Source organism: Actinomycetospora sp. TBRC 11914 (assembly GCF_012933465.1).
Classification (GTDB): Bacteria; Actinomycetota; Actinomycetes; order Mycobacteriales; family Pseudonocardiaceae; genus Actinomycetospora.
Genome location: NZ_JABBND010000002.1, coordinates 33,994 through 49,773 on the forward strand (window position 1 = coordinate 33,994; position 15,780 = coordinate 49,773).

At 69.2% G+C, this 15,780-nt stretch carries 12 protein-coding genes and 1 tRNA gene; 4 read left to right on the forward strand and 9 right to left on the reverse strand.

The window, feature by feature from the left end; genetic code table 11:
• Positions 1-126: 126 nt before the first annotated feature.
• Together HH311_RS06050 and HH311_RS06055 are read left to right on the forward strand one after the other, a co-directional pair.
• Positions 127-693, forward strand: coding sequence for a TIGR03086 family metal-binding protein (locus HH311_RS06050; protein ID WP_169182731.1), 567 nt, complete (start codon positions 127-129; stop codon positions 691-693).
• Positions 694-726: 33 nt separating this feature from the next.
• Positions 727-800 (forward strand) — tRNA-Pro (locus HH311_RS06055).
• Between the two features lie 372 nt (positions 801-1,172).
• On the opposite strand, the gene HH311_RS06060 is transcribed toward HH311_RS06055, so the two are convergent.
• From HH311_RS06060 to HH311_RS06080, 5 genes are all read right to left on the reverse strand, one after another.
• Entirely contained in the window at positions 1,173-1,889 is a 717-nt protein-coding gene (locus HH311_RS06060) for an acetate uptake transporter (protein WP_169182732.1), read from the reverse strand.
• Between the two features lie 175 nt (positions 1,890-2,064).
• Positions 2,065-3,525: a class II fumarate hydratase gene (gene fumC / locus HH311_RS06065; RefSeq protein ID WP_169182733.1), complete on the reverse strand. Its 1,461-nt coding sequence runs from the start codon at positions 3,523-3,525 to the stop codon at positions 2,065-2,067.
• Positions 3,522-5,207 carry an NAD-dependent malic enzyme gene (locus HH311_RS06070; protein WP_248292248.1) on the reverse strand — a complete coding sequence of 562 codons (1,686 nt, stop codon included), beginning with the start codon at positions 5,205-5,207 and terminating at the stop codon, positions 3,522-3,524. Before HH311_RS06070 ends, fumC begins: the two co-directional genes overlap by 4 nt.
• Before the next feature lie 49 nt (positions 5,208-5,256).
• Positions 5,257-6,123 (reverse strand): SDR family oxidoreductase, encoded by an 867-nt coding sequence (locus tag HH311_RS06075; protein WP_169182734.1) that lies wholly within the window; start codon positions 6,121-6,123, stop codon positions 5,257-5,259.
• Between the two features lie 301 nt (positions 6,124-6,424).
• Positions 6,425-8,251: a BTAD domain-containing putative transcriptional regulator gene (locus HH311_RS06080; RefSeq protein ID WP_169182735.1), complete on the reverse strand. Its 1,827-nt coding sequence runs from the start codon at positions 8,249-8,251 to the stop codon at positions 6,425-6,427.
• A 132-nt stretch (positions 8,252-8,383) separates the two neighbouring features.
• Here HH311_RS06080 and HH311_RS06085 point away from each other — a divergent pair, with 132 nt between their 5' ends.
• A complete protein-coding gene (locus tag HH311_RS06085; protein WP_169182736.1) occupies positions 8,384-9,022 on the forward strand; it encodes a TetR/AcrR family transcriptional regulator in 639 nt (212 codons plus the stop codon).
• A gap of 114 nt (positions 9,023-9,136) precedes the next feature.
• Here the strand turns inward: HH311_RS06085 and HH311_RS06090 are convergent, their stop codons facing one another.
• From HH311_RS06090 to HH311_RS06105, 4 genes are all read right to left on the reverse strand, one after another.
• Entirely contained in the window at positions 9,137-9,961 is an 825-nt protein-coding gene (locus HH311_RS06090; protein WP_169182737.1) for an alpha/beta fold hydrolase, read from the reverse strand.
• A 1,128-nt stretch (positions 9,962-11,089) separates the two neighbouring features.
• Complete coding sequence (locus tag HH311_RS06095; protein WP_169182738.1) at positions 11,090-12,514, reverse strand: CdaR family transcriptional regulator; 1,425 nt, start codon at positions 12,512-12,514, stop codon at positions 11,090-11,092.
• A 273-nt stretch (positions 12,515-12,787) separates the two neighbouring features.
• Positions 12,788-13,252, reverse strand: coding sequence for an STAS domain-containing protein (locus HH311_RS06100; protein WP_169182739.1), 465 nt, complete (start codon positions 13,250-13,252; stop codon positions 12,788-12,790).
• 657 nt (positions 13,253-13,909) lie between these two features.
• Positions 13,910-15,217: a ferric reductase-like transmembrane domain-containing protein gene (locus tag HH311_RS06105; RefSeq protein WP_169182740.1), complete on the reverse strand. Its 1,308-nt coding sequence runs from the start codon at positions 15,215-15,217 to the stop codon at positions 13,910-13,912.
• Between the two features lie 364 nt (positions 15,218-15,581).
• Between HH311_RS06105 and HH311_RS06110 the strand changes: the two genes are divergently transcribed.
• Entirely contained in the window at positions 15,582-15,764 is a 183-nt protein-coding gene (locus tag HH311_RS06110; protein ID WP_169182741.1) for a hypothetical protein, read from the forward strand.
• The last annotated feature ends 16 nt before the right edge of the window (positions 15,765-15,780 follow it).

Consider the following 15,780-nt stretch of genomic DNA (forward strand, 5'->3'; position numbering starts at 1 on the left):
GTCGTAGTCTTCCTCAACAGGGTTGTCGGTCAATGCCCGGGATCAGCACGGTCGGCGTACGGCAGTCGTGAGATGCGGCCGAGCAGCGCGCCTGGTGGGATGTGTGCCAGACCACAGGAGGCCCGGATGCACGACTTCTTCCCCGCCACGGCCGCGGCGGCCCGCGTCGTCGCCCTCGTGACCGACGAGCACCTGGACCTGCCGACGCCGTGCGAGGCCTGGCCGGTCCGGTCGCTGATCGAGCACATGGCGGGCTTCACGGCGCACTTCGCGGCGGTCGCCCGCCGCGAGGAGCTGACGGGGGAGCCGCCGGCCTCGGGCCTGCCGGAGGGCTGGCGGGAGCTGCTCGCCGAGTCGTTCAAGGACCTCTCCGACGCGTGGCGCAAGCCCGAGGCCTGGGAGGGTCAGGACGAGGCCGGGGGCATGACGATGCCGCGGGCGGCGCTCGGCGTCGTCGCGCTCGACGAGGTCGTGCTCCACGGCTGGGACCTCGCCACCGCCATCGGCGCCCCGTTCACGGTCACCACCGAGGACGTCGAGGTCTGCCTGCCCTTCGCCGAGCAGTTCGCCGGCATGCCCGGCGGCCCCTTCGGAGCACCGCTCCCGGACGCCGAGGAGGCCTCCGGAGTGGACCGGCTGCTGAAGCTGTCGGGGCGCGACCCGGCGAGCGGGCCGGGCGACGGCGTGGGGTAGTGTCGTCGCTGCTGCAGCGGTCGGGCAGCGGTTCGGGACGTGGCGCAGCTTGGTAGCGCACTTGACTGGGGGTCAAGGGGTCGCAGGTTCAAATCCTGTCGTCCCGACGCAGCTCACAGGCCGATGGATCTCCGTTGGCCTGTGAGCGTGACATCACACGTGGTGCGAGAGGCGCTAGCCTCCCCTCATGCCCACGGAGCAGGCTGCTCGTCGCCGCCAACGAGGCACGATCACGACGTTGCCCAGCGGGGCGCTCAGAGTCCGCGTCTACGCCGGTCTCGACCCTGTGACACAGCGGCGTCACTACCTCGCGGAGACCGTGCCTGCCGGGTCCGGCGCCGCGGCCCAGGCAGAGAAGGTCCGGACTCGCCTCCTCGCTGACGTCGAAAAGCTCCACGCCCCCGTGACCGCGTGAACTCAGCAACCCGACTCCACCAGACCCGGGGCACATCAAGCCTCTCCGGACTCGCCGGGGCGGTTCAGCCGGGCTGCTCCTCACGGGATGGGAGGTCACCGAGCGGCACGACTTGTCGCCCGTAGCTGTGCCTACTCAAGCCGGCGGCGGCCAGGTGGAGCGCTTGGACGGCGAGGAGGATGCCGGTGATTCCACCTATTCGTATGAGGACGGTGTGCGCGCCGCCGTTCCCGGCGCCGAGGACGATCAAGGTCACCACGAGATTGCCGAGCGCGAGCACCGTCGCCCGGTTGGTACGCAGGGAGGCGAGGAGGAACGTGGCGGCGACAACTGCGAACGTGTACAGCAGCAGGGCGGTGGCCTCGCCGCGTTGAGCGCTGGGAACGTCGGCTGAAAACCATTCCAGATACGCGGCCAGCAGCAGCCAGAGGCTGGCAAACGTGGAGAACATGGCGCCGTTGAGGGTGTCGCCGTTGCTTACCTGGATGAGTCCGCCGACGAGTTGGGTGAACCCGGCGAAGATCAGCCCGGTGCTGATGACCACCGGTAACACCGACTGCGAGACCCCACCGGCGTTGATGAGGCTGAACATGAAGGTCACGACGGCGAAAGCGAGCAAACACAACGGGGTCGCGTCAACAGCTCGTGCGGCGGGCGTCGAGGTCCTCGCTGCTGCAGTCGCGATTCCGGTATCGCTGGGCACCGCCGTCGGAGAATCATCGTCGGTCGGGCTTGATTCAAGAGTGCCGTGACCGACCCGCGCCTCAGGCTGAGTCTGCATCTGGCGGTCCTTCCGAGGGTTGTAGCCGCGGGTCTGGCAGGCCCGCTTGCCGGTGGGCGCCGACGACGGGCGGCCCTGCCCCCATCGACCGGGAGGCCCCGGCCCGTGTTCGCCTTCCGCGTGGGCGTCACGAGCCGAGGCCTGGCCGGCCAGGAGTCCAGCATGGGCTGTCGGTTCAGGCGCCGGCGACACCGTCGCCGATCATGGTGAGCGGGTCGACGACGGAGTCGAAGGTCTGCTCGTCGACGTGGCCGGATGCCAGGGCGGCTGCTTTGAGCGTCTGACCGTTGGCGAGCGCTGCTTCGGCGATATGGGCCGCGTTCTGGTAGCCGATCACGGGGCTGAGTGCGGTGACGAGCATGAGGCTCTCGTTGACGTACTGGTTGATCTTGTCGTGGTTGAGCTCCGTTCCGGCGACCGAGAAGGTGCGGAACTTCTGCATGCCATCGGCGAGGATGCGCGCGGAGTGCAGGAAGTTGTTGATGATCACCGGGCGCATCGCGTTGAGTTCGAAGTTCCCCTGGCTGCCGGCGACGGCGACCGCGGTGTCGAGTCCGATCACCTGGATAGCGATCATCACGATCGCTTCGCATTGAGTTGGGTTGACTTTCCCTGGCATGATCGAGGAACCTGGCTCGTTCTGGGGCAGCAGGAGTTCGGCGAACCCGGTGCGGGGCCCGGATGCGAGCCACCGCATGTCGTTCGCGATCTTGGTCAAGGCAACGGCCAGGCCGCGCAGTGCTCCGTGGGCGCGGACCATCGCGTCGAGGGAGCCTTGCGCCATGAACTTGTTCGGTGCGGTGACGAAGGACTTCCCGGTCAGGCCGGCGATCGAGGCGGCCACGTCGCGGCTGAAGCCCTTCGGGGCGTTCAGTCCGGTGCCGACCGCGGTGCCGCCGAGCGCGAGCGGCAGAAGGTCCTCGCGACAGTGCTCGATCTCGGCGATACAGGCGCGCAGTTGCGCGCCGTAGCCCGACCACTCCTGTCCGACCGTCAGGGGGACGGCGTCCTCGAGGTGCGTCCGTCCGATCTTGACGACGTTTTCCCACTGGTCGGCTTTGGCTTCGATGGCGGTGGCGAGCTCTCGGGCTTGTGGCAGGAGGTGATCGTCGATCTCCTGGACTGCGGCCAGGTGCATGGCGGTCGGGAAGCTGTCGTTGCTGGACTGGCCCATGTTGACGTCGTCGTTGGGCGCGACTGGTCTCTGGGTGCCGAGGGCACCGCCGAGGAGCTGTGAGGCGCGGTTCGCGATGACCTCGTTGACGTTCATGTTGCTCTGCGTGCCCGAACCGGTCTGCCAGACGTAGAGCGGGTACTCGGCATCGAGGGCCCCGGTGATGGTTTCCTCGGCGGCTTGGACGATCGCCTGGGTCTTTATGTCGGACAGTCGGCCGGCGGCGTTGTTGACCAGAGCTGCGGCCTTCTTCACGTACCCGTAGGCGTGGTAGACCTCTTTCGGCATGCGGTCGTTCGCGATCGAGAAGTGGATCAGCGATCGCTGGGTCTGCGCGCCCCAGTAGTGGTCCGCGGGTACCTCGATGGTCCCCATGCTGTCGAACTCGGTTCGAGTGCCGGTGGCGTCAGTGCCGATCGGCACCTGTTCAAGCCCGGCGGGGTTCTTCGTGTCCTCGCTCATCGCAGACTCGTCCCGTCGGTGGCGGGCAGTCCATCCGGATAGACCGGCCACCACATGGCGTCTTCGACGGCCTGGACGAGGTTGTCGTGCGATCGGGTGGCCACGCCGTCGTCGGCGGCGGCCTTGGCCACGGCGACGGCGACGGTCGCGGACGATGCGCGCAGGTTGGCCACCGGCGGCAAGAGTGACGCGCCGGGCTGGGAGACGTCGACCTGGCTCGCGACCGCCTCGGCGGCGGCGAGCAGCATGTGGTCGGTCACGTGCCGAGCACCGGAGACGATGGTTCCGAGGCCGAGCCCCGGGTAGAGCAGGGCGTTGTTGGCCTGGCCGATGGTGTAGGTGACGTCGCCGTACTCCACCGGTGCGACCGGAATCCCCACCGCGATCAGCGCTCGGCCCTGGGTCCAGGGCACTGCGTCGGAGGGCAGCACCTCGATCCGGCTGGTCGGGTTGGACAGCGGTAGCAGGATGGGACGGTCGACGCCTTTGGCCAGTGCCGTGACGACCTCCTCGGTGAACGCGCCGGCGGCTGTGGAGGTGCCGATGAGGATGGTCGGGCTGACGTGTTCGATGGTGGTCAGGAGGTCGATCTCGCCGTCGGCCCAGGCGCTCACCTCCGACTTCGGCCGGGCGTAGCGCTGCTGGTAATCCGGGAGCCCCGCCATGTCGTCGGTGACGAGCCCGTCGATGTCGATCATCCAGATGTTCGCCTTGGCCTGCTCCGCGGTAGCCCCGTCCCGCAGCATCGCGGCGTAGATCTGGTCGGCCATCCCGCTGCCGGCGGTCCCGGCGCCGAAGACGACCAGCCGCTGCTCGGCCCAGCGGGTCTTGGTCACCTTCAGCGCGGAGAAGACAGAGGCCATGACGATGGCCGCCGTGCCCTGGATGTCGTCGTTGAAGATGCGGTACGTGCCGGCGTTGCCTTCGAGGATTCGGCGGGCGTTGGACGGCCCGAAGTCCTCGAAGTGGAGCAGGGCGTTCGGGAAGAGCTTCGCGGCGGTCTCGAGGTAGCGCGCGACGAAGTCGTCGTATCGTTCGCCGGTGATGCGCGCGTGACGGTTGCCGAGGTAGGTCGGGCTGTTGAGCAGTTGCTCGTTGTCGGTTCCGACATCGAGGTTGACCGCGATCACGCGGTTGGGGTCGATCCCGGCGGCGGCGGTGTACACCGCGAGCTTGCCGATGGAGATGTCCGTGCCGTTCACGCCCCAGTCGCCGATCCCGAGGATCTCCTGGGCGTCGGAGACGACGATCAGGTCGACATCGTCGGCACCGAGGCCGAGCGACTGAAAGGACGCTTCCATGTCCTCGGGCCGGTCGATGGACAAATACACTGCCCGAGAGTCGCGGTAGTCGGCCGACCACTGTTCGATCGCGTCGCCGACCGTGGGGTCATAGACGACCGGAAGCAGCTCGGCGAGGTGGTCGCCGAGCACCTTGAAGTACAATACCTGGTTTCGGTCGTGAACCTGGTTGAGGTAGATGTACTTGTGCAGATCGGTGGGTTGCTGTCGCAACTGGGCGTAGGCTCGCTCGGCTTGCTGGTCGAGGGATTCGACCGCGGTCGGGAGTCGACCGATGATACCCAGCGCGGTCCGCTGCTCGAGGTCGAAAGCGGTCCCGCGATTACGGTAGCGGTCCTGCAGGATGCTGATCTTGGCAGGCACGAGATCCTCCATCGTCATGGTGTGGGTTGTTCAGCAGCCCGGCGCGCTGGCCAGGCGGACATGTCCGTTAGACAGGCAGCGGTTCCTGGTCGGAGCGCAGCACCTCGGGATGCATGTCGAAGGCGTGCTGGATGGCCTCGGGTCGGGTGCCGAGGCCGTCGGTGGTCTTCTTGTGCCACGGGGCGTCGATGAGCCTCTTGGTCTCCTCGAGCATCGAGGTGGGCTCGAGGTTGCGGTAAGTGTCGACCTCGCCGGCGGCGACAGCGGTCATGGTGGCGTAGACGGCCTCGGGGTTGAACTGCGCTCGGGGGAAGGCGAGCTTCGTGTAGTCGTAGAGCCGCTCGGTCGGATCGTCCTCCCAGCTCTCCCAGGTCTGGAAGATTCGGTCGTTGAAACCGGTCAGGAACGGACCCGGGTTGACGGTCGCGACTTCCACCCCGAACTCCTGCAGTTCATCCTTCATGCTTTCCGCGATCGCCTCGACGGCGTGCTTCGAGGCGGAGTAGATGCCGGTGAACGGGTTGACGTTGAGCCCCTCCCGCGAGGACACCCACACGATTCGACCTTGTCGGCGCTTGGCCATCTGCTTCGCGATCACCTGGGTCAGCAGCAGCGGCCCGGTGACGTTGACCTCGAACTGATGGCGGATGTTGGCGGCCGGGATATCGATCGTCGACCCGCCCTCACCGACCCCGGCGTTATTGATGAGGATTTCCACATTCCAGGCCAGCGCCTTGCGGCGGTCACCCTCATTGGTGACATCCAACTTCTCGACCTGCAGCATCACTCCCCGCTCGGCCGCCTGACGCTTGAGTGTCTGCACCTGGCCGTAGATCTCTACCGCGGCGATGACGTCGAATCCTTTCTCGGAAAGACGCATCGCGACCTCGTGCCCGAAGCCGGTGCCGGCCCCCGTGATCAGAACCTTCCGCATCCTCTGCTCCTTTGATCGACTCCTACCTGTTGTCTTCCACGCTAGGTAGGACGACTTTCAGATCAGTGGACGAACAGTGAACGGGAACGCGCGGTCGCCGATCCACGGCGAGCCCCGTCGTGCCGGGGTCGGTGCGGCGCGCGGCGGCGGCCGGGTCGGGTCGAGCAGCTGGGCGACCGGGCTGCGCTGCCGTTCGTCGGGACGGCAGGTGGGTACGGTGTCGTCACCGGCGGCCCGGTCGGGTGCGTTCCGGCGGGCCGCCCCAGGGGGTCGTGAGGTGTGGTCTCGTCAGGTGCGGACGTCAGCTGGCCGCTGCGAGCTGCGCGGCATACGCCCGGACAAGGACGTGGCATTCGAAGTGGCCCGGGTCGTGCTCCTCGAGCAGGCCGACCTCGGAGAGCTCGTCGAGCACGCCGTGGATGTCAGGCGCAGGACGAGTCATTGCGGCGGCCGTGTGATCGACAGTCGCGCGGGTTCCGGGCGTGAGGGTGGGCGCCACGGTCCGGAAGACTTCCGCGGCGCGGGCGCTGAGCTGGTGATACGAACTGGCGAAAGCCTGGTGCGCTGCGATCTCGGCGTGGTCGACAGCCTCGATCCGCACCTGAACAAGGGACTGACCGCCTGCGACGCGGGCGCCGGCGTAGGCGAGCGCGAGCGGTAGACGTCCGCATCGTTCGATCACGACGTCGAGGGTGCGCGCGTCGGTTGGGGCGGGGAGTCCACCCAGGTGCCCGATCAGGCACGCCCGTGCCTCTTGGCGGCTCGGGAGGCCCACCTTCATCAGATGCGCTCCCGCTGCTGCGCGCAGCGCCGTGAGCCGTTGCCTGCCGGTGACCAGGGCGATGCAGCCCTCGGAGGCGGGAACGAGGTCGATGACCTGCTCGGCGGTGCGCACGTTGTCGAGCATCACGAGCACCCGCTGGCCACTCAGCAGCGAGCGGTAGAGACCGGCCATCGCTTGCCGACCCTCTGGAACCGACTGTGTCGGTACGCCGAGCCCGGTGAGCAGCTCGCGGAGTGCCTGTTCTGCGGTGAGCGGGTCGGTTCCGTCGGCGAACCCGCGCAAGTCGAGGTGCAGTTGCCCGTCGGGGTAGTTCGCCGCGATGCAATGGGCCAAGTGGACCGCGACGGCACTCTTGCCCACGCCGGGCATGCCGTGGAGCGCGATGACCTTTGGTGGGTCAACCACGGCTAGCACTCGGCTCAGTTCGGCGAGGATTTCAGTACGACCGACGAAGAACGGCAGATCAGCGGGTAACTGAGCCGGCCGGGTGATGGGCCACGGACCGGCGGGCGAATGCTTCTCGGGTGCGCCGGTGGTGGTGTCGGCCGTGACCCGGCGGTAGGCCAGTGCGAGCTCTGGACCCGGCTCGATGCCGAGTTCGCGTCGAAGCCGGTCCCGCACGCCCTGGAAGGCCGCGACGGCTTCGGCGCGCTGGCCGGCGAGAGCGAGGTTTGCCACCAGCTCAGCGTGCAGTGGCTCGTGGAACGGGCCGATCTCGGCAGCAGCCCAGATCACCTCGAGGACAGACCGCGAGCGACCGTGGCGGCGCGCGAGCTGTGCCGCCGTGGTGGCCAACGCGAGATAGGACCGGTCGAGAGCGGCGAACATGGTCTGTGCTGACACGGTGTCGGCGATGCCGCTGCCGCTCGGGCCGCGCCAGAGTCGTAGGGCCGCCACGCAGTGCCGCAGGGCCGCCTCCTGGTCGCTTTCGCTCAGGGCCCGCCGGAACGATCCCTCAGCCTGGTGGTAGGCCGCGAGGTCGAGTACCGCGGGGTCGGCGATGAACCGGTAACCGTGCCCATGACCCAACAGCCACTGACCGCTGGCCCGGGGCGCCAGGTCGGGCTCCAGCACGCGGCGCAACGCTCCGATGTACTTGTGGATCGTGTTGATCGCGCTGGTCGGAGGCCGGTCCTCCCAGATCAGGTCGATCATCTCCGACATCGTCACCGGACTGCCGGCATGCGCGAGGAGAACAGCAAGGAGTTGGCGCTGCAGGCGAGGGCCGGCCGAGACCTCCGCGCCATCGCGCCAGACCCGCAGCGGGCCGAGGACCCGCAGCTCCAACGGCGCCGGCGACGACACGACAGGTCCGAATGCAGGCTCGTCCAGCACCGACGTCATGATCCACCCTCCCCGGTGCCCGGCCGGAGCAGGAGGCCCCCTCAGCTCGGGTTCGTGAACTGGAGTCCGACTCTAGCCTCCAGAGACTAGCTTGAACAAGCCAACTCTGGCTGGAGTCGGTATTGTCCAGCTATGGACAGCACCGACCACCGGCCGCGCCGCGAGGAGTACGCCGATCAGACGAAGGCGGCCGTGCTCGCCGCGGCCCGCCAGCTGTTCTCTGACAACGGTTACTTTCAGACCAAGGTCGAGCAGATCGCGAAGATGAGCCGCGTCTCGCCTGCCACCGTCTATGCGCAGTGTGGTGGCAAGCAGGGGCTGCTGCGGTCCCTGATGGACGGCTTCACCCAGTCGACCGAGGTCGACGAGTCCTTCGAGGGCTCGCTCGTCGGCGCCGAACCGGCCGTCGTGATGGTCGCGCTGACCACCGGGTACCTCGAGATCACCAAGGAATGGGGCGACGTCATCACGGTCGTCCTCGATGTCGCACCTCACGACCCGGAGTCCGGCGCCGTGCTCGCGACGGCCCAGGAGCGACACGACCACAACTTGATGGCGATCTGCCGCCACCTCGAACAGATGAACGCCCTCCGCGACGGCATCGACGCGTCGACCGCGACCCGGATCATCACGTACTTCTACGGCATCGACGGACTCCTGCGAGCCCACAAAGTGCTCGGTTGGCCACTCGAGCGCTGTAACGAATGGTTGCTGGCACGGACCGCCGCCGAGGTCCTGACGGCCCCCGAAACGCTCGCGCCCGCATCGTGAGCCCGATGCGCTCGGGGTGCGACCATCGTTGATGACCTGCCGAGCGTGGTCCGGCGCCCTCACCCGCAGGGACCTGCGCGTGAGGGCGCCGATGTCACTGGTGCGGCGCCGCCGTCACTCTCGGATGAACGCCAGTAGGTCTGCGTTGATCGTCTCGGCGTGGGTGGTCGGCATGCCGTGGGGGAATCCCGCGTAGGTCTTGAGGACTCCGTTCTTCAGCAGGGCAACGGCTCGGGGCCCGGAGCTCTCGTACGGGACGATCTGGTCGCCGTCACCGTTCATGACCAGGACCGGAACCGAGATCCGCTCAAGGTCGTCGCTGAAGTCCTCGCGGATGAAGGCGTTGACGCATTCGTACTGGCCGTGCGCCCCGCCCATCATCCCCTGGCGCCACCAATTCGCGATGACGGCCTCCGAAGCCTCCACATCCGGCTTGTTGAAGTTGTAGAACGGCCCTGCCGGCACCTCGCGGTAGAACTCGGACCTGTTGGCCGCCAGCCCCTGCTGAAGGCCTTCGAAACCAGCCAACGGCGTACCGGCCGGGTTGGCTTCGGTCTGCAGCACCGAGGGGGTCACCGCGCTCATCAACACGGCCTTCGCGACACGCTCCTCCCCGTGGCGTCCGAGGTAACGCGCAACCTCACCACCACCGGCGGAATGCCCGACGTGGACCGCTTCGCGCAGGTCGAGATGCTGCACCAGTTCGGCGAGATCGTCGGCGTAATGATCCATGTCGTTGCCCTGCGTCGGCTGGGAGGACCGCCCGTGCCCACGCCTGTCATGAGCGACAACTCGGTAACCGTGGTGCAGAAAGAACATCATCTGCGCGTCCCAGTCATCCGAGGACAGAGGCCAACCATGGCTGAAGACAATCGGCTGCCCGATGCCCCAGTCCTTGTAGAAGATCGATGTTCCATCGGTTGTCGTGAATTCGGGCATCGCAACCTCGCCTCGCTCGCTCGGGTGGACGGCAGGCCGGACGCCGTGCACGCCCGGCCCGAGTAGCTGTAAGCACTCCGACTTGACGGGCCGTGGACAGGTTGTGGAGTGAGACGCCTGCCAACCGCACGGGCGGCTCCGCGGGCAGCGCCGCCACCGGCGGCTCGCCGAGCGCGTCGCACACCTCCACGGGCACCGGACGCAACGGCGGCCGCGGCGGCACTGGGGCCACGGGGCGGACGGCGCCGGCGAGGGCGGTCTGGAGGGTCCGGCGGAACAGGGGCCGGGGATGCCCTCGAGATGGTCAGTGGCCGAGGGCGCGCAGCCTGTCCTGGGCCACCTCGACGCGCCCGGTGGACGACGTGACATGACCAGATCTCCTCAGACGGTCTGGTCTCCGGACTCGCCGGGGCGGTTCAACTCTTCCGGCCTAGGGCCGCGAGCCCGGATCAGCGGTTGAAGCGCACCCAGCTCTCAGCCCGATGCTTGCCAGGTCATCGCTCCGCAATAGGAGCGCCGGAGATGAGCCGACCTCCGTCGGGCGGACGGGCGAGGCCGGCGACGGTCGACGATGTGGAGCGGGTCGGGGACGCGCCGCCGATTAACCCTGGCAGGCGGACCGCTCCTCAGCCCACGCGACGAGGTCAAGGAGTGGCTGGGCCCGCATGCCGTGGTACGGATCGTGGTGCGAACGACCGACTACGAGCGGCTCCTGGAGGACCTTGAAGACACTCGAGCGACACCACAGGCCCTGGTAGAAGCTGTAGGACACGCCGTCCGACACTCTGGCGTCAAGGGGTCGCAGGTTCAAATCCTGTCGTCCCGACCACGACGGCGAGCCCCGTCGACATGGGTGAAAGTCCAGGTCGGCGGGGTTTTCGTGTTCGGCACTATGGTGGACGTTCTCTGCTCGATCTCAGAAGTCAGAGAACAGTGGAATGTCGGCGAGATTCAGATGGTCCGGGGCTGCGAGAGACGAAATTCTCTCCAGCTCGATGTCGACAACACACAGTCCATCGGTGTCCGCACACGCAGGACCACTTGTCCGCCCTCCCGGAGTTCGAGGCGTCGTCGGCACGAGCCCGACAACCGGCCGAACACCCAGCGACGAAGTCCTCACGGCGGCGGCTACTCCGTGGCGGGCAGGACGAGCGGCTCGGCGACGACGGCGGCACGAACCGCGGCGTGCAGGTTCAGCCGGGTGTCGGCGTTCGCGAGGTCGTGTCCCGAGAGTTCCCGGATGCGTTGCAGTCGGTACCGCAGCGTGGAGCGGTGGATGTGCAGTGCGGCGGCGGTGGCGTCGTAGTCGCCGCCCCGGTCGAGGTAGACCCCCAGGGTGTGCACCAGGCCGGTCTGCCGACGCGCGTCGTAGGCGAGCAGGCTGCCCAGCCAGTCCTCAACGAACGCACGTGCCTCTCGGCGGCTCTCGTTCGTGGCGTGGCGCCGGTGGAGACCGAGATCCTCGAACGTGATCAGACCCTGGGGCTCGGCCTGACCGGTGCTCACCGTCAGGGCCTGCATCGCCTCGCGGTAGGAGCGGGGGAGGTGTTCGGGCCGCTCGACGAAGCCGCCGACCCCGATCGCGGGGGCGCCTTGCAAGACATCGGTGAACGCGTCGTGGACGACCCGCCACGCCGCCTTGGAGCGCACGTGGCGTCCGCGACCGTCCTCGGACCCGTTGCGCCCGGCGGCACGGTCCGACCACGGGGCCATCGCGGAGCCGTCCCCGTCCAGCCACAGGCTGGGGGTCCCGCACACGAGGACGGCGGTCTGCCCCCGCAGGGTGCCCAGGAAGGACATGTCCAGGGTGCGCGCGGCGTGCTCCAACAGATCGCCCACGGCCTCGCCGTCGGGCCAGGGCCCGGGCCGGGGTCGGACGGCCAGCACGCGGTGGGGGCCGGTGAGGTCGTGACTGAGGGCCGACGCCCAGGCGACCTGGCGCTCGACCTCCGCCTCGAGGTCATCGGGGTGGCACTCGACCAGCACCGTCTCCACGAGGTCGTGGCGCAGCCGCAGTTCGGTCCTGGCCAGGATGCGGCGGTGACGCAAGTGCAGGGTGAGCGCGCTGGTCGTCAGACTGATCGCGTGGAGGGCCCCGGCCCGGGGGTTTCCGGGTTGGTCGCCGGATTCCGGATCGGACTCGTCGGAGGGTTCGAGGATGTCCTCCGGATCGAGGACGACGATCACGCCGAGGACGGTGCCGCGGGAGGCGGCCACGCTGGCCAGCCGTTCCCCGGCCCGCAGCGGCCCCGACGCGCGCAGCGCCGCGTCGAGAAGGTGGTCGCGCTGCGCGCGGGTCACCCGCGGGTACGGTGCGCCTTCGTCATCGCCGGCCCGGGCCAGCACGCGCCCGGAGGAATCCTCCACGACCACGGCCAGGCCGAGGCGCTCGTGGAGTACCTCGGCGAGACCCTGCTCCGGCACGTCGGTGCGCAGCGCCTGGCCGAGCGCATCCTGGAACCGGTACTCGCGGGCCAAGGCGGCCTCGACCTCGGCCCGGGCCTGCCGTTCGCGCACGAGCTGCGGGTCGGGCGACGCGCGGTCGTTCGCCATCGGATTGCTCCACTACTTTTTGAGTGTCGGGATAGACCGGACCGCGACGCCCTCTCCGTGTCAAGGGCCCGGGTCCGACTGCTCGTTAGCCGGACCCTGGATCGGGGGAACGAATGCGCCGACGCCGGTCGAAGGGCTCGCAGCGGCCGTCGCGGCGCCTTCCCCGATGAGGGGCGCGCCTCGAGCGACGAGCCATGAGGCGACATCGTAGAGCCCGATGTCGGTGGTCTTCAGAGGCGCATCGCAGGCGCGCGAACGCATCGGTCGGGTCGGTCACCTGCCCCCGGAGGCGGGAGGGTGACCGGGGTGGCGACGCGATGGTGGCCCGCCCCCGTCGGGTCGTAGGGCTGCGTCGAGGCTGGGAAAGATCTCGAACAGGCTCTCGTCGTCGAGGACGGCCCGGATCACCTCGGGGGCTCCCGGAGCACGGACGATGCGGAGGTCGACGTCCGCGTCGCCGGCCTCGTAGGCCAGTTCGCGCAGCACGCTGGAGGCGGCGGCAGGCTCGGCCGCGCGGACGGCGGTGAGGTCGACCACGACCGGGTCGGCGGAGCGTGCGAGCAGGGCCCTGGCCTCGCGCCGCAGCTCAGCCGCGGCTGCTGAGTCGAGGGTGGCGCCGGCCCTGAGCAGGCGGGCGCCCGGCGGCGAGTCCGGGGTGGACGTCCTCGGTCGGTCGGGCCCTGGGTCGGGGTCCTCGCCGATGGGAGGAGGGTTCAACTGGTCGTCATCGGTCTGCATCGAACAGGCCCCCCGTCATACCGCCATCGAGGGCCCGTCGTCGGGGATGGTCGTGCCGCGGTCGGTGGTCATGGCTCGCTCTCGGTGCCGTCGAGAGCCGCGGCCAACGGGCTCCCGACCTGGATGCTCGGTGGACGCCATGAGACATACCGGGCGCGAGTTCCGCCGTCCACCCACCGATGGAAACTCTCGCCTCGACGGCGCGACGCACCGGCGTCCGGCTCCGGCACCGCGACGCGCGTCCCAGCGTGTCCCGCCACCGGTGGTCGGTGGCCTGGACGAAACCGGCGATCACGTCTCCTGCAGCGGCGCGGCGATCATCGGAGGGGACAGCACGCTCGGCGTGGTGCGGGCCGGGTCGCACAGCACGAGAAACAATGACGGCGATGCGAATCCGCAAGAATTGACAGTTGCCGACTCCGTGCGTTCGCGACCACGTGGGGCAAAGCTGTTCCATGTGCTCGATCCAACCGACCCTAGTAGACCTGCTCGGAGGCGAGCCGGTAGCCCTCGCCGCTCCTGACAGCAGCCCCGCCGACCAGCTCCTCGGCACGCCAAGCCCACGCCTCGGATGGGAGGGCGATTCTGCTGTCCTGGTGCTGCTCGGCGATCTCCTCATCCGTCGTCGGATGGTCAGTGCTTCACGCCGAGCGCAGATCAGAACGCGAACACCTCCTCGTGCAGGTGCCGGCGCGGGAGCCCGGCGGCCCGCAGGCCCGAGCGGACCGCCGCCGAGAGCCCGGGCGACGCGCACAGGTAGACGTCGCGGCCGGCCACGTCGGGGACGAGCCGGCGCAGGGTGTCGCCCGTCATCTGCAGGTCCGGCCGTGACGACGGTCCGACCAGCCACAGGATCTCGGCCCCACGGTGACGGGCGATCTGCTCGAGCTCGTGGCGGAAGACGACGTCCTCCGGACGGGAGGCGCGGTAGAGCAAGGTCACCCGACCGCCTCGCGCGTCGAGGGACTCGAACAGGGCCCGCATCGGCGTGATGCCCACACCCCCGGCGATCAGCAGCACCGAGCGACGGGTGCGCCGAGCTGCCGTCAACGCCCCTGAGGGACCCTCGGCGAGCACGAGGGTTCCCGGGCTGACCGCGTGAATCAGGCGGCTCCCGTTCCCGAGCGCCTTCACCGTGATCCGCAGCAGGTCCCCCTGCGGCACCGCCGACAGCGAGAACGGGTGGGCGCTCGCCCACGTCGCGGGCGTGAGGAACCGCCAGCGGAAGAACTGTCCGGCCTGGATGCCGAGCTCGTCGACGTGGCGACCTCGCATGATCACGCTGACGACGCCGTGGGCTTCGGGGACGACGGCCTGCACGCGGAGGCGGTGGCGCCACACGATCTCCAGCGGCCCGAGGACGCGATAGCGCAGGACCAGCGCGAAGGCCCAGGCGTGCAGCAGCGTCCACGCCACCTGGAGCAGGGGTCGCCCGGCGAGGTTCGGGCCGGCGAGCTCGTGGACGAACGACAACGCAATGGCGCCGTAGGTCAGGAGGTGGACGAGGTGCCAGGCCTCGTAGGAGATCCGCCGTCGGGCGATCCAGAGGGAGACCCCCACGACGGCCACGAAGAGGGCGGTCCCGACCGTGGCCTCGAGCAGGCCGGGAAGTCCGAGCACGTTGACGGTCGCCGTGACGGGATCCTGGCCTCGCGTCGTGGCCCAGGCCGCGACCGCGGCACCCGCGTGGACGAGGACGAGGGCCACGAACAGGCGCCCTCCGAACGCGTGCCACCGGGCGAGGACGTCGGACCCGACCCGACGTTCGATCACCGGCCAGCGGGACATGAGCCCCACCATCACCGTCGAGGAGTAGCCGGCGAGCATCCCCGCGACGTGGGCGATGAACCCGGCGTCGATCAGCGGGGCCCCGGGCGGGCTGCCGACCAGCGCCACCGCCGCCGCCGCGAGGGCGCCGAGCCACAGCGCGAGCAGCACGGGCCGGGACGAGGACGGCGCGGTCATCGGTGACGATGCCCGTGTCCGTGGGGACCGTCGGCAGGCGCGGGCACGTCGACCGGCGCCGGCACATCGGCGGCCGCGGCTGGCGTGGCGACGGGGGAGGTCTGGGCCCCCTGCACACCGATCACGACCCCGACCGCGGTCGCCGTCAGGAAGACGCCCGTCGTGACGGCACGGCGGACGCGCTGCCATGTCGACCGTGCCATCGGAGGCGGCGGGACGGGGTGGGCGCGGTGGCGCCCGGTGTCGCGTCCGGGACCCTCGTCGTCGATCACGCCCCCACGCTGTCCCCGCCGGGTGAAGCCCCGACGTGACCGGCACCGGAGACGGGTAAGAAGCGGTCCCACGCGGCAGTACCGTCGTCGGGGTGACGACGACGGGCGGCGTGGGCGCCCACGAGTGGCAGGTGAGCGGGACGCTCGAGGCCTGGTACGTCTGGCTGTGCCGCTGTGGCGAGCGGTCCGGGCTCCCGCACCGCTCGGAGCAGGCGGCGGCCGCCGAGGCGACCGCGCACGTCCGGGACCGCGAGCGCGGTCCGAGCAGGGCCTGAGCGGCGGCCGGGGGGA